The organism is Bowdeniella massiliensis (genome assembly GCF_023634005.1).
GTDB lineage: Bacteria > Actinomycetota > Actinomycetes > Actinomycetales > Actinomycetaceae > Bowdeniella > Bowdeniella massiliensis.
The window spans coordinates 93148-115056 of record NZ_JALIQR010000008.1; the positions used below are offsets into that span (position 1 = coordinate 93148).

The 21909-nt window shown below is 63.2% G+C and carries 20 protein-coding genes and 1 riboswitch; of the genes, 12 read left to right on the plus strand and 8 right to left on the minus strand.

The features are described 5' to 3' along the window. Positions 1 to 10: 10 nt before the first annotated feature. Both gcvT and MUN85_RS07095 read right to left on the minus strand, forming a co-directional pair. Positions 11 to 1111: a glycine cleavage system aminomethyltransferase GcvT gene (gcvT, locus tag MUN85_RS07090; protein ID WP_250506036.1), complete on the minus strand. Its 1101-nt coding sequence runs from the start codon at positions 1109 to 1111 to the stop codon at positions 11 to 13. Between the two features lie 20 nt (positions 1112 to 1131). Then, positions 1132 to 1224, minus strand: a riboswitch (glycine riboswitch). Between the two features lie 158 nt (positions 1225 to 1382). Continuing rightward, positions 1383 to 2414 (minus strand): DUF4192 family protein, encoded by a 1032-nt coding sequence (locus tag MUN85_RS07095; RefSeq protein WP_250506037.1) that lies wholly within the window; start codon positions 2412 to 2414, stop codon positions 1383 to 1385. A 117-nt stretch (positions 2415 to 2531) separates the two neighbouring features. On the opposite strand from MUN85_RS07095, the gene MUN85_RS07100 reads away from it, so the two are divergent. Then, positions 2532 to 3614 carry a polyprenyl synthetase family protein gene (locus MUN85_RS07100; RefSeq protein WP_250506038.1) on the plus strand — a complete coding sequence of 361 codons (1083 nt, stop codon included), beginning with the start codon at positions 2532 to 2534 and terminating at the stop codon, positions 3612 to 3614. Between the two features lie 3 nt (positions 3615 to 3617). On the opposite strand, the gene MUN85_RS07105 is transcribed toward MUN85_RS07100, so the two are convergent. After that, a complete protein-coding gene (locus MUN85_RS07105; protein ID WP_250506039.1) occupies positions 3618 to 3989 on the minus strand; it encodes an Rv2175c family DNA-binding protein in 372 nt (123 codons plus the stop codon). 188 nt (positions 3990 to 4177) lie between these two features. Here MUN85_RS07105 and MUN85_RS07110 point away from each other — a divergent pair, with 188 nt between their 5' ends. Continuing rightward, positions 4178 to 5434 carry a LysM peptidoglycan-binding domain-containing protein gene (locus tag MUN85_RS07110; RefSeq protein WP_250506040.1) on the plus strand — a complete coding sequence of 419 codons (1257 nt, stop codon included), beginning with the start codon at positions 4178 to 4180 and terminating at the stop codon, positions 5432 to 5434. An 83-nt stretch (positions 5435 to 5517) separates the two neighbouring features. After that, positions 5518 to 7422 carry a Stk1 family PASTA domain-containing Ser/Thr kinase gene (pknB, locus tag MUN85_RS07115; protein WP_250506041.1) on the plus strand — a complete coding sequence of 635 codons (1905 nt, stop codon included), beginning with the start codon at positions 5518 to 5520 and terminating at the stop codon, positions 7420 to 7422. A 48-nt stretch (positions 7423 to 7470) separates the two neighbouring features. Here pknB and MUN85_RS07120 read toward each other — a convergent pair whose 3' ends face one another. After that, positions 7471 to 8697, minus strand: a complete 1227-nt coding sequence (locus MUN85_RS07120) for a pyrophosphate--fructose-6-phosphate 1-phosphotransferase (protein ID WP_250506042.1) — start codon at positions 8695 to 8697, stop codon at positions 7471 to 7473. A gap of 72 nt (positions 8698 to 8769) precedes the next feature. Continuing rightward, positions 8770 to 9645, minus strand: coding sequence for a lysophospholipid acyltransferase family protein (locus tag MUN85_RS07125; protein ID WP_284501016.1), 876 nt, complete (start codon positions 9643 to 9645; stop codon positions 8770 to 8772). Between the two features lie 59 nt (positions 9646 to 9704). Here MUN85_RS07125 and MUN85_RS07130 point away from each other — a divergent pair, with 59 nt between their 5' ends. Next, on the plus strand, positions 9705 to 10073 hold the full coding sequence (locus MUN85_RS07130) for a hypothetical protein (RefSeq protein ID WP_250506044.1): 369 nt from the start codon (positions 9705 to 9707) through the stop codon (positions 10071 to 10073). Here the strand turns inward: MUN85_RS07130 and MUN85_RS07135 are convergent, their stop codons facing one another. Then, positions 10074 to 11012: an ROK family glucokinase gene (locus tag MUN85_RS07135; protein WP_250506045.1), complete on the minus strand. Its 939-nt coding sequence runs from the start codon at positions 11010 to 11012 to the stop codon at positions 10074 to 10076. Between the two features lie 139 nt (positions 11013 to 11151). Between MUN85_RS07135 and MUN85_RS07140 the strand changes: the two genes are divergently transcribed. The 3 genes from MUN85_RS07140 to MUN85_RS07150 are packed head-to-tail and all read left to right on the plus strand — an operon-like array spanning position 11152 to position 15127. Then, complete coding sequence (locus tag MUN85_RS07140; RefSeq protein ID WP_250506046.1) at positions 11152 to 12975, plus strand: AMP-dependent synthetase/ligase; 1824 nt, start codon at positions 11152 to 11154, stop codon at positions 12973 to 12975. Positions 12976 to 13010: 35 nt separating this feature from the next. Further along, positions 13011 to 14849 (plus strand): DEDD exonuclease domain-containing protein, encoded by a 1839-nt coding sequence (locus MUN85_RS07145; protein WP_250506047.1) that lies wholly within the window; start codon positions 13011 to 13013, stop codon positions 14847 to 14849. Beyond that, positions 14846 to 15127, plus strand: coding sequence for an Lrp/AsnC family transcriptional regulator (locus MUN85_RS07150; protein WP_092561427.1), 282 nt, complete (start codon positions 14846 to 14848; stop codon positions 15125 to 15127). The genes MUN85_RS07145 and MUN85_RS07150 overlap by 4 nt, the downstream gene beginning before the upstream one ends. On the opposite strand, the gene trpD is transcribed toward MUN85_RS07150, so the two are convergent. Both trpD and MUN85_RS07160 read right to left on the minus strand, forming a co-directional pair. Then, entirely contained in the window at positions 15124 to 16161 is a 1038-nt protein-coding gene (trpD, locus tag MUN85_RS07155; RefSeq protein WP_250506048.1) for an anthranilate phosphoribosyltransferase, read from the minus strand. The two genes, MUN85_RS07150 and trpD, sit on opposite strands and share 4 nt — an antisense overlap. Then, positions 16158 to 16556 carry a response regulator gene (locus MUN85_RS07160; RefSeq protein ID WP_092561423.1) on the minus strand — a complete coding sequence of 133 codons (399 nt, stop codon included), beginning with the start codon at positions 16554 to 16556 and terminating at the stop codon, positions 16158 to 16160. Before MUN85_RS07160 ends, trpD begins: the two co-directional genes overlap by 4 nt. A gap of 219 nt (positions 16557 to 16775) precedes the next feature. Here MUN85_RS07160 and ctaE point away from each other — a divergent pair, with 219 nt between their 5' ends. The 5 genes from ctaE (at position 16776) to MUN85_RS07185 (ending at position 21777) form a co-directional block, all read left to right on the plus strand. After that, a complete protein-coding gene (gene ctaE, locus MUN85_RS07165; RefSeq protein ID WP_250506049.1) occupies positions 16776 to 17390 on the plus strand; it encodes an aa3-type cytochrome oxidase subunit III in 615 nt (204 codons plus the stop codon). A gap of 31 nt (positions 17391 to 17421) precedes the next feature. Continuing rightward, positions 17422 to 18198, plus strand: a complete 777-nt coding sequence (qcrC, locus tag MUN85_RS07170) for a cytochrome bc1 complex diheme cytochrome c subunit (protein WP_250506050.1) — start codon at positions 17422 to 17424, stop codon at positions 18196 to 18198. Beyond that, positions 18195 to 19262 carry a cytochrome bc1 complex Rieske iron-sulfur subunit gene (gene qcrA / locus MUN85_RS07175; protein ID WP_250506051.1) on the plus strand — a complete coding sequence of 356 codons (1068 nt, stop codon included), beginning with the start codon at positions 18195 to 18197 and terminating at the stop codon, positions 19260 to 19262. The genes qcrC and qcrA overlap by 4 nt, the downstream gene beginning before the upstream one ends. Next, on the plus strand, positions 19259 to 20998 hold the full coding sequence (gene qcrB / locus MUN85_RS07180) for a cytochrome bc1 complex cytochrome b subunit (protein ID WP_250506052.1): 1740 nt from the start codon (positions 19259 to 19261) through the stop codon (positions 20996 to 20998). The genes qcrA and qcrB overlap by 4 nt, the downstream gene beginning before the upstream one ends. 158 nt (positions 20999 to 21156) lie before the next feature. Then, positions 21157 to 21777 (plus strand): superoxide dismutase, encoded by a 621-nt coding sequence (locus tag MUN85_RS07185; protein ID WP_250506053.1) that lies wholly within the window; start codon positions 21157 to 21159, stop codon positions 21775 to 21777. The last annotated feature ends 132 nt before the right edge of the window (positions 21778 to 21909 follow it).

Genomic DNA, 21909 nt, shown 5'->3' on the forward strand with positions numbered 1-21909 from the left:
AGTTTTGTGGCTATTTGGGGCGGGAGTAGAAGGGGGTATCGACAACGGTCATCGGCTGGGTCTTACCGCGCACATCGATGTCCAATTGGCTGCCGACGTCTGGCGCCGGAAGGGTCACTCGCGCGAGCGCGATGGGGTATCCGAGCGTGGGTGACAGCACGCCGGAGGTCACCACACCGACCTCCTTGCCGTCATGCAAGACCGTTGATCCGGCGCGGGCTGCCCTGCGCCCTTCCCCGCGAAGTCCAATCAGCGCGTAGCGAGCTTCGCGCTCGGAAAGGGCCTGGCTGCCGACAAAGTCGTGATCGAATTTGACCATCCGCCCCATGCCAACATCAGCGGGCGAAAGTTCAGCCGAGAGCTCATTTCCGTACAGCGGCATACCGGCTTCCAGGCGGAGGGTGTCGCGGCAGGCAAGGCCACAGCGTGTGATGCCTGCGTCCGCACCCGCCTCAAGGAAGACATCCCACAGCCGTCGCGCTTTGTCTGCGGCAAGGTAGACCTCGAAGCCATCTTCGCCGGTGTAACCCGTGCGCGCGACAAGGACCTCTTCTCCCTCAAACTCGGCACGAGTGATGGAGTAGTAGCGAATATCGACAGCGTCTGCGAATCCGGCGGCCTTCATGACCTCGACGGCGTGCGGACCCTGAACAGCGATGATGGCGCGGTCGCGAGTACGGTCGTCGACGTCGATGTCGGGATCAACCTCCGAGCACCGCTTCGTCACTTCACGCACCACGACCTCACGGTTGGAGGCATTGGCGACGACGAGATACTCATCGTCAGCTAGTCGGTAGACGATGAGATCGTCGACGATTCCGCCTTCGTCATTCGTCAGCATCGAGTACTTTGCTCGGCCAACGCTCATCTTGTCCATTGGCGATATAAAGCAGCGGTTCAAGCCCTGGGCGGCCTGTGCGCCGGAGATGATGATCTGCGCCATGTGCGACAGATCGAACATGCCGACGGCAGTTCGTACAGCTTCGTGTTCCTGACGATCAGAGGTATAGCGCACCGGCATATTCCATCCGGCAAAGTCAATCAAGAGCGCGCCTGCGTCCTCGTGCGCCGATAGCAGCGGCGTGGTGAGCAGGTTCGAATCAGGGCTCATGGGCATCTCCGTCCTTGGATTTCTCCCCCTCTGTCGCTGTGCCTGAGAGATTCACCGGACGAGCCGGCTTACACCATCGGCGAGGCATGTGCCTTCTTTCCAGATTGGCCTGATCGTGACGGTGCTGGTGCCTGAGAGTGTGCGGGGGTGCTTGCTCCTACGGCGTCGGATTTCCGACTCTCCCGACTCGATTCCTAGCGGCCCGGTATGTGGTTGTGAACCAACGGTACCAAGGCTTTGTGTCGGCCGTCACCCACACCCACAGGGCGAGTCACGATGCTGCCCGAAAAGCTTCCTGCTCCCCGACCTTCCATGGTGGCGGCATCCCGACAGACAGTGCGGCGCGCACCAGGAGCGCGAGACTGTAGTTGGCATCGGTGGCAAGGCACTGATCGGTGAGAATCCGCGCCCGCACTCCATCGCCGGCGTACCAGGCCAGGTATCCGGCGATACCGCACATGGCGGCGTGGATGGGACCGCGCACGTGGTGTGCCAGCCGAGCAAAGACCCCATAGGCGTGGTGGAAGTCCTTTGTCGATCGAGGTGGTCCAGCGATACACGCCTCATTGATTCGCTCTTTGCTATACCCGGCGAAGCTCGGAACCGAGTCACCTCGTTCGATCAGGGAGGCGATCACGGTATCGCGTGTGACCCGGTCGAGCATCGCGCAGGCGAGGGCAACGTGCATCTCGCGGCTAGCAACGCCCTGCTCGATAGCGCTCCAGAATGTCCGCAACTGACTGGGCTCAAACTCGCCCGCTTCGGGTCCATCCGAAACCGCGGCCGCCTCGGGCTCAGGCAGTGCGAAGGAGTCCAGCGAATCCTGCGTCGTTCGCCCCTCCACCACCATGCGCATGACTTCGGGAGTCGACTCCCACATCGTGCGAGAGATGGAGGAATGGCCCCCTTCGTCATCGTTCACCACAACATCCGTGTCGTCGATGACAACTGTCCCGATGACTGCAAGTTTCCGGTCAATTTCCGCGCAGGCCACGTCGATGGCATCGCTAAGGCGGGCGATGTGCTCTGTCGTAACCACGACGAGGCACGCAGCAAGCGGAAAGCGCATGATCGGTTGCAGGGTATCGGCAAGCTCGCGCGGCCACATCTGCGCGATGTCGTCCAGGTCGAGACGCGCAACCGGTCCGATGAGGACGTCGGTGCCGTGGGAGCAGTTCAGTCCGATAACGATGAATGAGTCCTCGGGAAAATAGCCGAGGGCGTAGGGAAGCGTCGATGACGCTGAAATGAGGAGGTCTCGCTTTTCGGCCGAGGACAGAGCCGTGAACTGTGTAGTTTCCATGGCTCTACTTCAGGCGACGTCAAGGACTTAGACATGGAACCACGGAACAGATCCGCTTTGCCCATGACCTAAATCGCGCCTGTGTATAGTTGCGGCAATCACCGTATCCTTGACGGCATGGCCCTCTCCGATTCCTTCCGCGAGCATGTCGCGGTTCGCGTCCATGAAATCCTCGCTCAGACCGAGGATGAGTTTGGTCCAATGTCCCCCGATGTTTCTGGATTTCTAGCGCCCGCGTTTGCGTTGACCTCGGGGGGCAAACGTATGCGTGCAATCCTCATGGCGACGGGTTATCGAGCAGCTGGTGCCGGTTCGGAGATTACTGACAGCGTGGTTGAACTCGGCGCTGCCCTTGAGCTGTTCCAAGCGGCGGCGCTGGTTCACGACGACATCATTGACGACTCCGATACCCGCAGATCCCAGCCATCAACTCACGTGAAATTCTCGGCTCTCGCCCCCTCAGATGCGCTGGAGACGCCGAGGGTCTTTGGCAAGAACGCCGCGATCCTCCTCGGTGATCTGCTCATAGTCCTTGCTGACCAAGCTGCGGCACGCGCATTCGAAGGACACGAGCAGCGCGTTCAGGAGCGTTGCCGCAGGCTTTGGAATGAGATGACCAGCGAGGTCGCGATCGGGCAGTACCTCGACACCCTAAATTCCACGCTTCCGCTCCGATCGGTCTCCTCCGACGAGGCACTGGCGGCAGCGCTGAAGGTCGTGCGACACAAGTCTGCTCGCTATTCCGTGGAACATCCCCTAACCCTCGGAGCAGCCCTTGGTGGCGGAAGTGATGCGCTCATCAAGTCTCTGAAAGCCGTCGGGCTGCCGCTCGGCGAGGCTTTCCAGCTGCGCGACGATGATCTAGGCGTGTTCGGCAATCCCGAGGCCACAGGTAAGCCTGCCGGCGATGATCTGCGGGAAGGTAAACGGACCCCACTGCTTGCCATCACTCGCCAACTCGCCGACGGGGATCAGCGGCATCTTATTGAGCAGCACTTGGGCGACCGCGCCATGCCGGGTGAGATCGTTGAGGCGCTACGGAGCATCGTCATCGAGACGGGCGCTCGAAGCCAGCACGAAGCTCTCATCGACGAGCGGCTCTCGCTCGCGCTCGACGCAATCGAGGGGGCAGGGCTACCCGACGCCCCTGCGCAGGAACTCATGCGACACGCGCGCAATCTCGCCCATCGCGACGCCTAATTGCTACAGCGCAGTCGAGAGAATCGCGCGCCGCACGCCATGGATATGACCTGCGTGCAACGCGGCAAGCGGAGACGAAGTCAACTCCTCGTTCTCGCTCGCAAGCCATTCGGATGCCTCGGGTACCGTCAGGCCATTGTCGAGCAGGGCAAGCACAGTGCCTCGAAGTGCCGGATTAACCTCCAACCCGGCCTCTCCTTGCAGCATGGCGTATTCCGGAATTCGCTTGCCGTCGGGGGTCGTGAGCTCGATGAGATCGTGGGCTCGCACGAGGTTTCGCACGCGGTGCTCCTCAACGCCCAACTTCGCTGCCAACTCGGCGCGCGTAAAGAGATGTCCCGTGGCGCTCGTCTGTCCTTCATTCACATCGTCCATCCTAAAGGCTCCTGACCACAGCCCCGCTTAGCGGAGCGGAAAAGTATAGCGATCTTCGCCATTTGTTTGGTAGAACGACACGCCGCGCGATATAGTCCCATCAGCAACATTTTTCTCGTTTGGCTCGTTTGTCACATCAGTCACCGGGCTTCGGGAAGAACCGTTCCCTCCATGCATTAAGGATCACGATGACCCTCCGCTCGACCCGCACAGCGGTCGCCAGTGCAGCAATTGTCGGGCTGATCGCCCCTGCCCTCGGTGCCACTCCCGCCTCCGCGCAAGCCATTGGTGTTTCTCAGGCCACCGGTTCCCTCGCTCATAAGCCCTCGCCGCTCGTGCCCGCCGCTAAAGTCGCGCCGAAGGCATCCCCGGTCGAGGCGACCTACCAGGTCCAGCGTGGCGATTCGTTCTGGTCCATCGCGCGCAAGTTCAACGTCGACATGCACGCACTGGTCTCCCACAACGGTTTGAGCACCTCCACGATCATTCATCCCGGCCAGGTGCTTAAGGTCCCGGCTCCCGCGACGAGCGCTCCGGCTGCTCCCGCGCCTGCCGCGCCGGTCGCAACCGCTACCCACAAGGTCGCCTCCGGTGAGACCCTTTCTTCGATTGCCCGCAAGTACTCGACGACGACGTCAACGCTGGCCTCGCTGAACTCGCTTGCCAATCCCAACCGCATCTACGTGGGGCAGGTCCTGAAGGTTGCTGGCTCCGCGCCAACCCCGAGCACGTCGGCAAAGCCTGCACCTGCGCCCGAGGTTAAGGCCGCGACCCATAAGGTTGCCGCGGGAGAGACGCTGTCGGGAATTGCGCGCAAGTACTCGACGTCGGTCTCGGCTATCGCCAGCCTCAACGGGATCACCAACCCGAGCCGGATTTTCGTCGGCCAGGTCTTGAAGGTCGCCGGAAACGCGAGCACCCCGTCCGCAACCACTCCGTCAGCTCCCTCCAAGGACCGACTCGTTCCTGACACCTTCCTTGGCCGGACCTATCCGGAAGCCGTCGTTAACGCTGCGAATCAGAACAAGGCGCTGCTGAACTCGATCGACGTTCCCTCGCGGGCGCAGATGCAGCAGATCGTGCGGTCCAAGGCCATTGAGATGGGCGTCGATCCCTCGCTCGCCCTCGCGGTCGCCTTCCAGGAGTCGAGCTTCAACCACCGCTCGGTCTCCCCCGCCAACGCGATTGGCACGATGCAGGTTATTCCCTCCTCGGGACAGTGGGCCTCGCAGCTCGTCGGGCGCAAGCTCAACCTCATCGACCCGCATGACAATGCCACGGCCGGGGTTGCGATCATCCGCCAGCTGCTGCGCAGCGCCCCGAGCGTCGATCACGCCATCGCGGGTTACTACCAGGGACTCGGCTCGGTCAACCGAAACGGCATGTTCGCCGATACCAAGGTCTACGTCCAGCGCATCAAGAGCCACCAGGCAAAATTCCGCTAAACCACCAGCGTCCGTAGCGCCATGCACTCCGCGGTGCGTGGCGCTGCGCCGCGTTGTAGGGCTCCTGCTTTACCATGCGAGATGTGGAGCGTCCGCAACCCGAATCCGATGCGGTGATCATCGATCACCGCTACCGCATCGTGCGCAGAATCGCGCGTGGCGGGATGTCACAGGTGTATGTCGCCCACGACCAGCGCCTCGAGCGCGATGTCGCCCTGAAGATCATGCACCCCTATCTCGCCGAATCGGAGGAGTTTGTCCGGCTCTTCCGTCGCGAGGCCCGCGCTGCGGCACGGCTGTCCCACCCCGGAATCGTCGCAGTGCATGATCAGGGGCAGACGGGCGATTCCTTTTACCTCACTATGGAATACGTCGACGGCGGCAATCTTCGCCACCGCCTGATGGAGGCGGGAACGCTGAGCCTGGGCGAAGCACTCGACATCACCGAGCAGATCTTGTCTGCGCTCGACGCCGCTCACCGTGGCGGCCTCATCCATCGCGATATCAAGCCCGAAAACGTCCTCATGCCCTCATCCGGCGGCATCAAGGTCGCGGACTTTGGCCTCGCGCGAGCCGTCTCCGAGGCCTCGATGTCGGGCACCTCGACCGTTCTTGGCACGGTCGCCTATCTTGCCCCGGAGGTCGTCGTCGACGGCGCTTCCTCCCCTGCCGCCGATGTCTACGCGGTTGGCATTCTGCTCTACGAAATGCTCACGGGCCAGCCCCCGTTCACGGGCGAGCGTCCCATCCAGGTGGCCTATAAGCACGTGAACGAATCGGTGCCGGCCCTATCCGATACACTGCCGTGGATTCCGAGCGAGGTCGATGAATTCATCGCTGCCCTATGCGCTCGCGATATCGCCGATCGGGAGCCCGATGCAGCGACAGCGGTGCGACACCTACGCCGCGTCAAGGACGATATCCCCGCGGACCTGCTCGCGCGCCGCCACGAGGTTGCTGCACGTGCTGACAACGAAACTTCGGCCGCACGCCCGGGTGATACGCAAGCGATCGAGACGCACCGCACGGCGGTGTTCGACCGCCCATCCAAGGTTGCGGTGCCGGTTGGCGCCGTCACGGACAAGCCGCGCCCTGCCCGCCGCACCGGCCGGCGGCGTTGGCCCTTCTTCCTCTTAGCGTTCGTGTTACTGGCTTCGGGAGCGTTCGCGGGCTGGTGGTTCACACTCGGGCCGGGCGGTACCCGACCCGTCCCGGAGGTTGCCGGCCTTGCCGAAGCCGTCGCCGTCGATAAGATCCGCGATTCGGAACTCGCGGTACACGTTGAACGCGACTATCACGACACGGTCGCCTCCGGGCTCGTAATTTCCACCGACCCGGCCTCAGGCGCGGCGCGCAAGGGCTCGACCGTCACGGTGCTCGTATCCAAGGGAATCCGCACGGTCACGGTTCCCGCGCTGGTCGGCGAATCCGAAGATGCGGCCCAAACGGCACTCAAGGGCGCAGATGTCACGGCTGGCCAGCATACCCGGGAGCATTCCGATACGGTCTCTGCCGGTCGAGTGATCTCGGCGAGCCACGAAGCTGGCGCCGTCATCCCACACAACGAGGCCGTCACGCTCGTTATCTCCGATGGCCCCGCTCCTATCACCTTCCCCGACGTGCGCGGCGCAAGCCTCGATGATGCCTCCGCAACGCTGAAGGACTTCGCGTTAAGCATCACGACCTCGGAGCAGTTCTCAGACGATGTCCCCAAGGGCCACGTGATCTCCATGTCGCCCGAGCCCGGCAGCGCGGGTCACAGGCTTGACCAGGTCTCACTCGTGGTGTCCAAGGGGCCGGAACTCATCGAGGTTCCCAGCGTGTTCGCCAAGCAGGTCGACGAGGCCACGCAGATTTTGAAGGACGCCGGTTTCGAGGTTCGAATCGAAAAGCTCCTCGGCGGTGTCTTTGGAACCGTGCATTCCCAAAACCCGTCCGGGGGCACGATGGTCCCCAAGGGTTCGACCATTACGCTCAAGATCGTCTAACGCCAGTGGGCCCGGCAGTTGCCGGGCCCACTGGGGTCTCACGTGATGTTAGTGGTCGCTAGGCTCTGCGGCCTCGACGCTCTGGCCGATATCGGCCATCATCTCGGTGAACCACGGCTGCGTGATATCGAAGGCCTTGCCGCCGGCGATCCGCGGGAACTCAATCGCGCGCAGCACATCGCCCTGCTCTTCATCGTGGCCGATGACGCCGGAGACGTCGTCGAACGCGCACTGCACAGCGAGGTCGGTCATCGACTTGATGAGGCGGAGGTCCTCGGTGTTGGCCGCGGCCGAGCGGGAGAAGTAGCCCGACTTTTGGACCATGACCTTCTCGGCCCCGATCTTTTCCGCGAACTGCTTCGCGAACCACTGGCCGGGGTTGATGGTGTCGAGCTTGACGTGACCGAAGGGGTCGCGCTGGACCTCTTCGCCCTTAGCCTCCAGCTCGGCGACGATTTCGGGCACGCCCGCACCTTCGGACAGGAAGATGTTGACATTGCCGAGTTCATCCATGACGCCGCGCAGGCGATCAGCCTCGGCGTCGAGATCGAAGTGCATCTCCGGCAGGAAGACCGCGTGCACATCCCAGCGTTCCTGCGTCAGGCCGAGGGCGGGCGCCCACTTCTGGGTCGGCAGCCACTCGCGGTATTCCTTGGCCGCAGCGGCGGTCAGCCAGCCACAGTGACGTCCCATGACCTCGTGCACGATGAGCATGCGCGGGTTGGAGCGGTGTTCGCCAATGATGTTCTGGGCGAAACGGGAGGCTTGTTCGGCCGCGGTCCAGGCACCAAGCGACTGTCGGATCGGGATGACGTCGTTATCGATCGTCTTCGGCAGGCCGACCACGATCATGTGGTAGCCGTTGTCCTCCAGGTAGGCGGCCAGATCCGCCGCGGTGGTGTTGGTGTCATCCCCGCCGATGGTGTGCAGGACGTCGACGCCGTCCTTGCGCAGCTGCTCAGCGGCGACCTCCAGGGGATTCTCCCCTTCCTTGACCAGACCGCGCTTGACGAGGTCCTCGGCGTTGGTGAGCTTTACGCGGGAGTTGCCGATGGGCGAGCCACCGAAGGCGTGCAATCGACCGGCGTGCTTACGGGCCTCGTCATCGATTGTGAGGTAGGTGCCGGTGAGCAGGCCGTGGTAGCCGTACTGGTAGGCGATGATCTCGACATCGGGGGCGAGTTCGGTGTAGCGCTCGATAAGGCCACCGACAGCAGATGAAAGGCACGGGGCGAATCCACCAGCGGTGAGTAGAGCGACGCGACGGACGGTCATCGATTTCCTTCCCTAGAGGTAAGTCCTGCCCCCAGTTTAGTCCGATGCGACCTCGCTACCGCAGCGAAAGTCCTAGTCCGCGCTCGGCGGTTCCTTCTCATCCTCATCGGTCCGCGCCGACTTCTCGCTGCCGGGCAGCGGCCACTTCAGGGCCTCTCCTGCGACGCGCTTACCCTCTTCGACTTCCTCATCGCTTGGCTCTGGCACTTCCAAAACTGGGGTGGGACGGCCGCCCGGGGCCGCCGGGGGCGTCATCGATTGCGTGGTCGCCTCCTCGATGCTCATGCCCTTAGCGATCTTCGACTTCACCGTCGCCGCGTACATGTCGACATACTCCTGGCCCGAGAGCTGCATGAGTGCGTACATGATCTCATCGGTCACCGAGCGCAGGATGAACCGGTCATTTTCCAGGCCTTGGTAACGCGAGAAATCCAGGGGCTCACCGATGACGACGCCGATGCGCACGAGCTTGGGGATCCGTTTGCCGATCGGCTGGGCGATGTTCGTGCCGATCATCGCGACGGGAATCACGGGGGCGCCCGATTCCAGAGCCAGGCGTGCGACACCGGTCTTGCCTCGGTAGAGCCGGCCATCGGGGCTGCGCGTTCCTTCGGGATAGATCCCGAACAATCCGCCTTCGTTCAGACGCTTCAACCCGGTGCGCAGTGCCGCCTCGGAGGCGCGGCCTCCCCCACGGTCAACGGGGATTGTGCCGACGCCGCGCATGAAGGCAGCAACCGCTTTACCCTTGACACCCTTGCCGGTGAAGTAGTCCGACTTGCCGAGGAAGACGACCTCACGGCGGATCATGAGGGGCAGAAAAAAGGAGTCGATGACCGCCAGGTGATTGGAGGCAAGAATAGCCGGTCCGGTCTCCGGGATATGGTTGGCCCCACGAACCCACGGCTGATAAAACACCCGCATAGCGGAACCAACCGTGGCTTTCATGAATTGGTAAAACACTATCCAGCCTTTCACGTACCTGGTTTCCATCCTAGAGTCTAGGTATGGCAGGACGCGCATCTCTTCCGGGGGACGATCATTCGTTATCGGATGATGAACAACGAGCTTGGGACAACCTTACCCGCGAGATCGGTCCCCTGACGAACCTTGGCAATCCCCGTGACTATCAGGTGGAAGACAACGAGGACGATGACGCCTTCGTACCGCCCGACCCGGATTTGCCGCCCACCCCCATGCACGTCAAAGTGCCGTGGATGGTGCTCGTTATCGCCATTGGGCTGATCGTGCTCGTCGGCTTTCAGGGCTGGGCCTGGTACTGGGGATTCGCGGCCTTCATTGGCGCTGCCTGGGCGATTATCACCCTGCTGCGACAGCTCCCGCATGAGCGGGGCAACCGCGAACCGAGGGTCTAATTAGTCTCGACGGGCCAAGTCTCCGGCACCGATCATCCCGCCGTCATTTTCAAACTTCGATACGACGATCGGGGCGAGCGGGCGGTTTTCCATTGCGAACAGGTTTTCTTTATACGAGCGACGTGCCGGCTGAAGGAGGACTTCCCCCGCCCGTGAGACACCGCCGCCAATGACGATGAGCTCCGGGTCGAGCACCGCCGACAGTGATGCCGCTCCCCGACCGATCCAGTACCCGAGGTCGCGCACAAGCTTCAGCGCCGCCTCATCCCCGTCGGCGGCGGCCCGGGTGACGTCTTGACCCTGGAGCTTGCTCCGATCACCCGCATACTCGCGAATCGTCGACATGAACGAGGGCTCCGCGATCTCGCGGCTGCGCGCCGAGCGAGTCAACGCCGTACCGGAGGCATACATCTCCAAGCAGCCTTCGTGGCCGCAACCGCAATAGTGCCCAAAGGGCACGGCGACCATGTGGCCGATCTCGCCGGCGCCGCCGAAGGCGCCGCGCACCAGCCGTTCGTTCATGATGATGGCGCCGCCAAGTCCAGTGCCGATCGTCATCATCACCATGTTGGAGACGTCCTTGCCCACGCCGAACTGGAATTCTGCCCAGCCAGCGGCATTCGCATCGTTTTCTACGACGACGGGAAGATCGAGCCGATCGGCCAGGATCTCGCCGAGCGGGTGATCGCGCCAGGCGACGTTGCCTGCGAACCGGACGGTGGAACGGTCGGCGTCGACGAAGCCGCAGGCCGCGACGCCCACGGCCTCAATCTCGTGGGTGCGGGCAAAGTTCTGCACTGCCGAGACGATGCCGTCCTCGATGACCTCCGGGGACTTCGAGTCGGTTGGCCACTGTGTGGATTCGAGCAGCTCGCCACCTTCGTTGACTACTCCCGCGGCAATCTTGGTACCGCCAATATCCACGCCCACCGTCGTCATGGTGATTTCCCTTCGTTTTGGAAACTCGTTTTGTGTCTAGTCACGATTCTACGAACAACCCCGACGTAAAGGCGCATTCCCCGCCAGCGGACAGTTACGATCAACAAACTGCCCTCGACCACTCACTGGAAGCCCCCTCATGAAGAAGGAATTCTCCGTTCCCCTGCCCGTTACCGTCGAGGACGACATGACGATCGTCAGTTATCTCGTCCGCCACGCCTCCCAGCGACCAGACATGGTGTTGTTTGAAACGCGCACGGGGCAGACCTGGCAACCACTGACGGCCAGCAAAGTGCTAGATGAAGTTCGCGCCCTGGCGGCGCTGCTGTACCGACGCGGAATTCGGCGGGGCGATAAGGTCGCGATGATGTCGCGTACGCGCCTGGAGTGGTCGCTCATCGACCTGGCGACGTGGTACCTGGGCGCCACCGTCGTGCCCGTGTACGAAACGAGCTCGCCGGAACAAACCCAGTGGATCCTCGCTGATTCCGGTGCGAGCCTCGCGGTCGCCGAGACCTCGGACCTCGCCGATGTCATCGTCGCCGCCCGAACGATCGATTCCGGGCACCTGGCCGAGGCCGTCCTCGTCATTGAGGACGGGGACCTCGCCGCGAGCGCGCCCACCGAATCCGAGCTCGAGGCAATCAACGCCGAATACGCTCAACGCTCGCTCGATGACGTCGCGACCATCATTTACACCTCGGGCACGACCGGCCGGCCGAAGGGCGCCGTGCTAACCCAGGGCAATTTTGTCGTCCTGTGCGAGGGCACCCTGATCGACCTTCACGAGGTCGTCGAAGGCGAGGGCGTGCGAACCCTCCTCTTCCTCCCCATGGCCCACGTCTTTGCGCGCATCCTGTCGGTGCTGTGCATCATTCAGGGCGTACCGCTCGGGCACACGCCGGACACTTCCCAGGCCGTGACGGACATCGCCACCTTCAAGCCGACCTTCCTCATGTCCGTGCCGCGCATCTGGGAAAAGGTCTACACGGGTGCGGAGCAGAAACAGGGCGGCGGGCTGAAACGACGCATCTTCATCTGGGCCGTTCGCGTCGCGATCGCCTACTCCCGCGCCCTGGACGCCTCGGGCCCGTCGGCGGCGCTCAAGGCACAGCACCGCCTGGCGGACAAGCTCGTGCTCTCCAAGTTGCGCGCGGCACTCGGCGGCAACCTCACCTACGCGATCTCCGGCGGCGCGCCCCTTGGCGCTCGACTCGGGCACTTCTACCGCGGGATCGGCCTGACCGTGCTGGAGGGCTACGGCCTGACCGAGACGACCGCCCCGCTCACGGTCAACCGGCCCGGCGCCACGAAGATCGGCACCGTCGGCTACGCCCTGCCGGGCACGACGATCGGCATCGACGACGATGGCGAAATCATGTGCCGGGGCGTCGGCGTCTTTTCGGGCTATCACAACAACGAGGAGGCCACCCGCGAGGCCTTCCGCGATGGCTGGTTTGCTACGGGCGACCTCGGGGACATGGACGAGGACGGCTTCGTGACGATCACCGGCCGGAAGAAGGAAATCATCGTGACGGCCGGCGGCAAGAACGTCGCCCCGTCCATGCTGGAGGACCGCCTGCGCGTCCACCCCCTCGTCTCCCAGTGCATGGTCGTCGGCGATGACCGCCCCTTTATTGGCGTTCTCGTCACGCTCGACCGGGACATGCTGCCGATCTGGCTGAAGAACAAGGGCCTGGAGCCGATGGATATCGCGGAGGCGAAGAAGCATCCGCTGGTCCTAGAGCGACTGCAGGGTGCGATCGCGCGCGCAAATAGCGGCGTCTCGCGCGCGGAGTCCATCCGCGAGATGCGGATCCTCGATGACGACTTCACGATCGACAACGGCGCGCTGACGCCCTCGCTGAAGGTCAAGCGCCACGTCGTCGCCGAACGCTACGCTGCCGACATTGACGCCCTTTATGCCGACGCCAAAAAAGCGCGCGATTCGAACGGCGGCTAGCCCCCACGTCACGGTCGGGGCTTAGGGTAGGCACCATGCCGCCTGCTCACCCAGCCGTACCCGGTCGACGCTTCGTGCTCGATACCGGGGGCAGCGAGGCAGTCCAGCTCAGCTTCGATGACCTCGGCACCCCGCTCTCGGAGGTCACCTTTGTCGTCGTCGACTTGGAAACCACCGGCGCTCGGTCCTCGGGCTCGGCGATCACCGAGATCGGGGCCGTCAAGGTGCGCGGCGGCCAGGAACTAGGACACTTTCAAACCCTCGTGCGTCCCCACGAGCCGATCCCGGCGAACATCGTCTCGCTCACGGGAATCACCAACGCGATGGTGGCATCGGCTCCCAGCATCGAGGCGTGCTTTGCCGCATTCATGGAATTTGCTGGCTTTGACCGCGGCCACGTGCTCGTCGCGCATAACGCTGGATTCGATGTCTCCTTCCTGAAAGCCGCCGCCTCCCAGCTCGATTACCGGTGGCCGCGGCCCATGGTCGTGGACACCCTGTGGCTCGCGCGCCGCGTCGTGACAAAAACCGAAGCCCGTAACCACAAACTCGCCACGCTGGCCGCGCTGTTCGGGGCGCGCACCTCCCCCACCCACCGGGCCCTGGATGACGCGCGCGCCACCGTCGATGTCCTGCACGCGCTCCTCGAACGTGTGGGTCCGCTCGGCATCACGCACGCCGAAGATCTCGCCTCCATCACGGCGCCGGTCCCCCAGCGTCGACGCCGCAAAACTCACCTGGCCGACGGACTGCCCACCACGCCCGGGGTTTATCGCTTCGAGGGGCCCGGCGGCGAAGTGCTATACGTCGGCACTGCCACGAATATTCGACGCCGCGTGCGCAGCTATTTCACCTCGGCCGAGACTCGCAAACGGATCGGGGAAATGGTCGACCTCGCCACCCGAGTACGCGCCGAGCCGTGCTCGGGAGTGCTGGAATCCCGCGTACGCGAACTGCGCCTCATCGCCGCGCACGACCCGCCCTATAACGTGCGCTCCAAGCGCCCGGCCGCCGCACGCTTCGTCGTGCTGACCTCCGAGGCGTATCCGCGCGCCCTCATCACCGCCAAGGTGCCCGTCGACGCGACCGAGGTCTGGGGCCCCTTCCCGTCCACCGCGATGGCGCGCAAGGCCGTCGAGGCGTTGCAGCGCGCCACCTCGCTGCGCTCGTGCACGCCGCGGCTGCCCACCGCGCCGGCCGCGAACGCTCACGCCTGTTTAGCCAAGGAGTTCGGCACCTGTGCGGCGCCCTGCGTCGATCCTGCCGCAGCGGCCAGCTACCTCGAGTCGGTCGAGCTTGCTCGCATGTGCCTGGCCGGTGACCTTCGCGGCCTGCGCGAGGCGAGCCTGGCTCGGATCGAGGCGCTCGTCGCCGCGGAACGATTCGAGGAAGCGGCCCTGGAGCGTGATCGTTATGCGGCCGCTCGCTACGGGGCGCGGCGCTTCGATAGCCTGCGTCCTTTCCTGCTGTGCCCCGAGCTCGTCGCGGCACGGCCAGCGGGAGGCGGCCGCTGGGAGCTCATGATCGCTCGCTATGGCCGCCTCGCAGGCACCGTCATGCTGCCGCGTGGCGCCGCCGTCGCGCCTTACCTCTCCGCTACGCGAGCGATGGCAGACGACGTCGCCCCACCGACCTACCTCGCTGAACGCGCATCGATCGAGGAGACGGCCCTGCTCGCCGATTTTTGTGCCAGCGACGGCGCCAGGCTCGGCGAGTTCCCGCTAACCGCCGTCCCTCTCGCCTACCCGCTCACCTCGGCGCTACGCCCGGATGTGGCGCTGTCCTCGCTGCCGAGCGACGTCGATGGCGCCGCCAGCGCACTAGATGAGGAAGAATGGGAGCTATCCGCCCCCAGCGCGAAGGAGCAGCCATGATCACCGCCATCATTCTTATCGACGCCGTTGCCCACCGAATCCCCGAGGTCGCAAAAGACGCCGTCGAGCTCGAGGGCATCAGCGAGGTATTTTCGGTGACGGGCGATATCGATCTCATCGCGATCGCTCGGGTCGCGGCGCATGAGGATCTAGCCGGCGTCGTTGCCGATCGACTCTCCAAGATCGATGGCGTGATCAACACGCGTACCTACATTGCGTTCCAGGCCTACTCCAAGGAAGACCTGGAAGAGGCTTTCTCCCTGGGCCTGGGCGACTAGCGGCCGGAAAAGGCCACCCACGCGTTCAACGTCGCGAGCGCTGCGCCGCTGCGCAGCGTGTCGAGTGCGCGTTCGCATTGCGCCGCTAGGTCGGCGCCCAGCTCGCCATGCTGGCCGCTGGCCGCCACCATGGCCGCCGCGGCATTGAGCGCGACGGTCTGCGCGATGATATCGATCTCGCCGGAAAGCACGCGGCGCGCGACGTCGGCGTTGAACTGTGCGTCTGCACCGCGAAGGTCGGCGATCTCGGCAGCCGGCAGTCCCAGCTCCCGTGCGTCAAACTCCTCGTAGTGGACGGCTCCGTCGACGACCCGCCAAACCTGGTTCACCGCGGTTGACGTTAATTCGTCCAGGCCATTTGCGCCGCGAAAGACCATCGCCGAGGTACCGCGCTCGGCGAGCACTCCCGCAACGAGCGGGGCGTGTCGCGCGCTTGCCACCCCGATCGCGCAGGCCCGCGGCCGCGCCGGGTTCGTCAGCGGCCCGAGCACATTGAACGCCGTACCGATGCCGAGCTCGCGCCGCGTTGGCGCCGCAAATCGCATCGAGGGATGGAACAGGTTGGCGAACAGGAAGCAGATCCCGACCTCGCGATAGCCCTGGGCCACCCGCTCCAACTCGAGCCCCAGGTCGACCCCGAGCGCCTCGAGCACATCGGCTGATCCGGACGCGGAGGAGGAGGCGCGGTTGCCGTGCTTTGCCACGGGCAGTCCGCTGCCGGCGATGACGATCGACGCCATCGTCGAGATGTTCACGGTCTTAGCGCGGTCACCACCGGTACCGACGATGTCGATCGCCCCCGCAGGAAGGTCAATCGGGGTGGCGTGCGCCAACATCGTGTCGGCCAGGGCCTTGAGTTCGGGAACCGATTCGCCCTTGGTGGCAAGGCCGACGAGGAAGGCACCGAGCGTCGCCGGTTCAACCTGGTCGGCCATGATCTGACCCATGGCCCAGCACGTCTGTTCGTAGCTGAGGTCCTCCCCGGCAACGAGACTCGCGAGAAGGTCGGGCCAGAAAAACTCGTGGCTTGTCATTGGCGGCGCTGCATCGCAGCGATCTTCTCCTGCACCTGCCGCGGGTTGAGCGGGAAGGGCAAGACGTCATCGGCTTCGGACCAGTGGGCAAGCCACGTGTCCTGCGGACGCGCGATGAGCAGCATGATCGGCGGGCAGTTGAAGATCTCCTGCTTCAGCTCCTTGCTGAGCGCCATTCCGCCGACCTTGGCGGCCTCGCCGTCCAGCACCAAGAAGTCGTAGTCATGGGCCGCGACCTTCTCGCGCACCGCAGCGGCGGTCGCGGTTTCGTCCCAACGGATCAACGGCAAGTCGCGAGCGGCCCGACGACCGACGGCCCGGATGACCTCAGCGCGCGTGGTGACATCATCGCTATAGAGCAGAACATCCACGTGCTCAACGCTGGGCTGGTCCATGAGTTTTCCTCCTACGTGTGACTACCCCCATGCTAATGGTGTTTTGCGCCCAGGCGGTAAATCCGTCTCGACGCCACACCTCGCGATCAACGTCACACACAGAAATTGGCGGCGAGTTTGCCACGATAATTGGGCCCAAGGGCCCACACTCCGGCACAAAATGTGTGGAATGCCCCCGATATGGGACATAATGACAGCGTGTCGTCATCATCAGTCGCCATGAGCAAACCCCGTGTCGAGGTGAACCGACCGAACACCCTAGCGGTCGGCACCATCGTTTGGCTGTCCAGCGAACTCATGTTCTTCGCTGGCCTGTTCGCGATGTATTTTTCGCACCGATCTGCCTCAAGCGAGATCTGGCCGCAAAATACTGAACTGCTGAACTTCCCGTTCGCGCTCGCAAATACGTCGATCCTGGTCCTGTCCTCCGTGACGTGTCAGCTCGGTGTGCACGCAGCGGAGAAGTTTAAGAAGGTCCGGTCTGGAGCGCTGTGGGATGTCCGCCGCTGGGGCGCGATCGAGTGGTTCACGCTGACCTTCATCATGGGCGCCATCTTTATTGGCGGCCAGGTCTTTGAGTACGCCGAGCTGGTTCACGAGGGCCTCCATATCGGAGCAAACCCCTATGCCTCGGTCTTCTACATCACGACGGGCTTCCACGGCCTGCACGTTATCGGCGGCCTCATCGCATTCTTGTTCTTGCTCGGCCGCATGTTTGTGGCGCGCCGCTTCACCCAGCACGAGGCCACGACGGCTATCGTCTGTTCCTACTACTGGCACTTCGTCGACGTCGTGTGGGTCGTGCTGTTCGGCATTATCTACATTCTTAAGTGACCGCCCCTACTACCCGACAAGGACCTATATCGTGAAGGCTCTTGCAGCAGGACGGCGGAGCAAGCGGGCTCCCCTCATCCTCTTGTTACTCTCGCTGTTTCTGACCGGCTGGGTGTATGCAGCACTCTCGCCTTCCGCTGACGCCGAAACCGGTTCTGCGGGTGAAGTCAAGCAGGGCGAAGCCCTGTTCCAGTCCAACTGTTCGACCTGTCACGGCAATCAGGGTCAGGGCACGGATATCGGCCCCTCACTCATTGGTGTCGGTGCTGCCTCGGCCGACTTCCAGCTGTCCACGGGCCGGATGCCGATGGCCGCCAACGCTCCCCAGGCTCCGGTGAAGACCCCGACGTTCACGGCGGAAGAAATTGCCGCGATGTCGGCCTTCGTCGGCTCGCTTGGTCCGGGCCCGCACATTCCGACGGATGATCAGGTCGACCCTGCCAAGGGCAACGCTGCCAAGGGCATGCAGCTGTTCAGGACCAACTGCGCGATGTGCCACAACGCTGTCGGCGCCGGCGGTGCACTCTCGAGAGGCAAGGTCGCTCCTCCCCTGTACGAAGTCACTCCCCGTGAGATCTATGAGGCCATGCTGACCGGCCCGCAGTCGATGCCGGTCTTCAACGAAGCGTCCGTAACGCCCGAAGGCAAGCGCGATATCATCGCCTACCTCGTGGAGCAACGCGATCCCTCACCCGGCGGCCTGTCACTCGGCTCGCTCGGCCCGGTTTCCGAAGGCCTGTGGGTTTGGGTAATCGGTCTCGGTTCCCTCATTGGCCTGTCCGTTTGGATTGGAGCGAAATCTTCGTGAGCACTCACCAGCCTGACTTCCCCTCACACGCCGCTAGCAACGAGGTTGCTGAACGCGACGAACACCCCCAGCGCTTTGAGAACCCCGGCCTGCCCCCGCACAAGGAGCGGCTGTCTGATACGGACGAGCGCTCTGCAAAACGAGCCGAGCGCCAGGTCGTAGCCCTGCTGGTCATCTCGATCATCGCCGCCGTTGGTGGCGTTGCGGGTTACTTCGCCTTCGATACTGCCGGCGGCGCTCAGGCCGTCCGGTTCTCGACGCTGTCGATCGGCGCCGGCCTCGGTATCGCCATGCTGTGCATTGGTCTTGCCGCTGTCCACTGGGCCAAGGCACTCATGGTCGATTCCGAAATCGTCGAGGAACGTCACCCGATCACGTCGGATGAGCTCACTCGTGACGAAGCCGTTCAAAAGCTCACCGACGGCGTCGCTGATTCCCGAATCCAGCGCCGCCCGGTTCTCAAGGGCGCGCTCGCCTCCGCGTTGCTGCTGGCTCCGCTGCCGTTCGCGGTTCCGCTGATCGGCAACCTCTCTTCTGATTGGAACATCTCCAAGTTCCGTCATACCGCCTGGGCGAACCGTCCCGATGGAGCGAAGGGACGTCGTCTCGCGCGTGATCCCGAGGACGAGCCCATCAAGGCGAGCGACGTCACGATCGGATCTGTCTTCCACGTCATTCCGCACGAGCTCGGCAAGCTTCCCGGCGAAGAGCACTTCATGGAAGAAAAGGCGAAGGCCGTCGTTCTGCTGGTGCGCATCGATCCCAACGAACTCATCGAGGCCGAGGACCGCAAGGACTGGTCCTACGACGGCATCGTTGCCTACTCCAAGATCTGCACCCACGTCGGTTGTCCGGTGGCGCTATACGAACAGCAGACCAAGCACCTGCTGTGCCCCTGCCACCAGTCGACCTTCGACATGACGGACGGCGCCAAGGTGGTCTTTGGTCCGGCCAAGCGCCCGCTGCCGCAGCTTCCGATCACCGTCGACGATGAGGGGTACCTCATCGCGACCAGTGACTTCCACGAACCTATTGGCCCGAGCTACTGGGAGCGCCTGAAGTGACGACATCAACGAATTCTGCGGCGCAGAAGAAGCCCCGCACTATGTCGGGTCCGGCTAAAGCTGGTGATTTCCTCGATTCGCGTACCGGCGCGGCCAAGGCAGTTCGGGAGTTTGCACGCAAGGTCTTCCCCGACCACTGGTCGTTCCTACTGGGTGAAGTCGCTCTATACAGCTTCATCGTGCTGGTCCTGACCGGCGTCTTCTTGGCGATCTTCTTCGTGCCGTCAATGGCCGAGGTGCACTACCCCACCGACCAGCTCCCGACCTCGATGCAGGGCGTGGAGATGTCGGAGGCATTCAAGTCCACACTTGAGCTCTCGTTCGAGGTTCGTGGTGGCCTCTTGATGCGCCAGATGCACCACTGGGGTGCCCTTCTGTTCATGGCGGCCATCACGGCCCACATGTTCCGCGTTTTCTTCACGGGTGCCTTCCGTCGTCCCCGCGAACTGAACTGGGTCGTCGGCTTCACGCTCCTGATCCTTGGTCTGCTCGCCGGCTTCACGGGTTACTCCCTGCCGGATGACGTCCTTTCCGGAAACGGTCTGCGAATCGCGGACGGTGTCGCCAAGTCGATTCCGATTCTCGGTTCCTACGTCTCCTACGGTCTCTTCGGCGGCGAATTCCCGGGCACTGTGATCATTCCGCGGCTGTTCACCGCGCACATCCTGTTGGTTCCCGGCCTTATCCTGGCGCTGGTCTCGATTCACCTCATGATGGTTGTCGTGCACAAGCACACCCAGTACCCCGGGCCCGGAAAGACGAACAAGAATGTTGTGGGCTACCCGGTCCTGCCGGTCTATGCAGCGAAAGCCGGCGGCTTCTTCTTCATCGTCTTTGGTGTCATCGCTCTGATGGGAGCTTTCCTTTCCATCAACAATGTGTGGAATTACGGCCCGTACGATCCCTCCCCGGTTTCAGCCGGCGCCCAGCCTGACTGGTACATGCTCTTCCTCGAGGGTGCATTGCGCCTGATGCCTGGACAGACCGAATACGTCATTGGCGGCTACACGCTCTCACTGAACATCTTGGTGCCCGGCGTCGTCATTCCAGGCGTGCTCTTCACACTGTTGGGCGCTTGGCCGTTCATTGAGAAGGCCGCCACCAAGGACACGGGCGAGCACCATATCCTTGATCGTCCGCGCAACGCTCCGGTACGCACCGCGATTGGCGTCTCGATCATTACGGCGTTCCTCGTTCTCGTGATCGCAGGATCGAACGACCTCGTGGCCACCCACTTGGGGCTGGACCTCAACCTCATTACGTGGGTCCTACGCTTTGGGTTCTTCCTCCTTCCGTGGCTCGCGTTCTACCTGACAAAGCGGATCTGCTTGGCCCTGCAGCGCCGCGACCGGGAGCTTGTCCTGCACGGGCATGAGACCGGACGTGTGGTCCAGCTGGAAAACGGCGCGATGATGGAAGTCCACCGTCCGCTTAACCCCTATGAGCGCTGGACACTGGTCTCCTTCGAGGACCGTGCACCGATTGAAATCGAGCCCGAGGTCGACGCCAACGGCATCGAGCGAAAGGGCTACAAGGCCGATCGCATCAAGCAGCGCCTGTCTCGCTTCTTCTACGAAGATCGGGTGCGTCCGGTCTCCCCGCAGGAACTTGCCGCCGCGCATGAGGAGCATGCCCACCTGGCATCGACCTCCGTCGCGACGTTGGATCCGAAGGATCAAGAAGCGGTGTATCGCGCTCTTGAGGCCAAGAGCAAGGTTGACTCAAACCGTAGTTAACCGACACAGCTGATAGCGGCCGGTTTCCCCAAATTAAAGGGGAAACCGGCCGCTCGCTGTTGGCGGAAAGAGTCGCGACATAGGACTTTAGGCCATAGATTAGAAGCGTGAACGTCTCCGTCGCAACCGGTGGCGGAGAACGATGAACAGGAGAATTCATGGCTGTTTACACTCTGCCCGACCTCCCCTACGACTACTCTGCTCTCGAGCCTCACATCTCGGCGAAGATCATGGAGCTGCACCACTCCAAGCATCACAAGGCCTATGTGGATGGCGCGAACACAGCTCTGGAGAAGTTGGCGGAAGCCCGCGAAAAGGATGACCTGGCAGCGGTGAACCTGCACGAGAAGAACCTCGCGTTCAACCTCGGCGGACACTCGAACCACTCGGTCTTCTGGAAGAACCTCTCCCCCAATGGTGGTGGCGAGCCGGAGGGCGAGATCGCTGACGCGATCAAGGAGAACTTCGGCAGTTTTGATGCCTTCAAGACACACTTTGCTGCTGCAGCTACCGGCATTCAGGGCTCCGGCTGGGCGATCCTCGCCTACGACACGATCTCAGGCAAGCTCGTGATCTTCCAGCTCTTCGACCAGCAGGGCAACATTCCGGTCGGTGTGGTGCCGCTGCTCATGCTGGACATGTGGGAGCACGCCTTCTACCTCGACTACCTCAACGTCAAGGCCGACTACGTCAAGGCGTTCTGGAACATCGTGAACTGGGAAGACGTCGCCGAGCGCCTCGCACGCGCCAAGGAGAACTACTCCGGGCTGCTCGTCTAGCCTCTAAGCGTTCACGCGCTCTCAGGGCGGTTAGGCTACGGCCTAGCCGCCCTGAACTGTGTGTGGGCGCCTGTGCCGAACTCCGACGGGCTTCTGGACACTTCCCCCGACCAAGACCCTTCTGGGCCGACA

Bases quoted from the DNA above. Each gene is read 5' to 3' on its own strand.
- MUN85_RS07135 (WP_250506045.1), bottom strand. From the start codon at position 11,012: ATGACGACGGTGGGCGTGGATATTGGCGGTACCAAGATTGCCGCGGGA.
- MUN85_RS07185 (WP_250506053.1), top strand. From the start codon at position 21,157: ATGGCTGTTTACACTCTGCCCGACCTCCCCTACGACTACTCTGCTCTC.
- MUN85_RS07110 (WP_250506040.1), top strand. From the start codon at position 4,178: ATGACCCTCCGCTCGACCCGCACAGCGGTCGCCAGTGCAGCAATTGTC.
- MUN85_RS07100 (WP_250506038.1), top strand. From the start codon at position 2,532: ATGGCCCTCTCCGATTCCTTCCGCGAGCATGTCGCGGTTCGCGTCCAT.
- MUN85_RS07130 (WP_250506044.1), top strand. From the start codon at position 9,705: ATGGCAGGACGCGCATCTCTTCCGGGGGACGATCATTCGTTATCGGAT.
- MUN85_RS07120 (WP_250506042.1), bottom strand. From the start codon at position 8,697: ATGACCGTCCGTCGCGTCGCTCTACTCACCGCTGGTGGATTCGCCCCG.
- gcvT (WP_250506036.1), bottom strand. From the start codon at position 1,111: ATGAGCCCTGATTCGAACCTGCTCACCACGCCGCTGCTATCGGCGCAC.
- MUN85_RS07150 (WP_092561427.1), top strand. From the start codon at position 14,846: ATGATCACCGCCATCATTCTTATCGACGCCGTTGCCCACCGAATCCCC.
- MUN85_RS07140 (WP_250506046.1), top strand. From the start codon at position 11,152: ATGAAGAAGGAATTCTCCGTTCCCCTGCCCGTTACCGTCGAGGACGAC.
- MUN85_RS07095 (WP_250506037.1), bottom strand. From the start codon at position 2,414: ATGGAAACTACACAGTTCACGGCTCTGTCCTCGGCCGAAAAGCGAGAC.
- MUN85_RS07125 (WP_284501016.1), bottom strand. From the start codon at position 9,645: ATGAAAGCCACGGTTGGTTCCGCTATGCGGGTGTTTTATCAGCCGTGG.
- MUN85_RS07145 (WP_250506047.1), top strand. From the start codon at position 13,011: ATGCCGCCTGCTCACCCAGCCGTACCCGGTCGACGCTTCGTGCTCGAT.
- MUN85_RS07160 (WP_092561423.1), bottom strand. From the start codon at position 16,556: ATGGACCAGCCCAGCGTTGAGCACGTGGATGTTCTGCTCTATAGCGAT.
- trpD (WP_250506048.1), bottom strand. From the start codon at position 16,161: ATGACAAGCCACGAGTTTTTCTGGCCCGACCTTCTCGCGAGTCTCGTT.
- ctaE (WP_250506049.1), top strand. From the start codon at position 16,776: ATGAGCAAACCCCGTGTCGAGGTGAACCGACCGAACACCCTAGCGGTC.
- MUN85_RS07105 (WP_250506039.1), bottom strand. From the start codon at position 3,989: ATGGACGATGTGAATGAAGGACAGACGAGCGCCACGGGACATCTCTTT.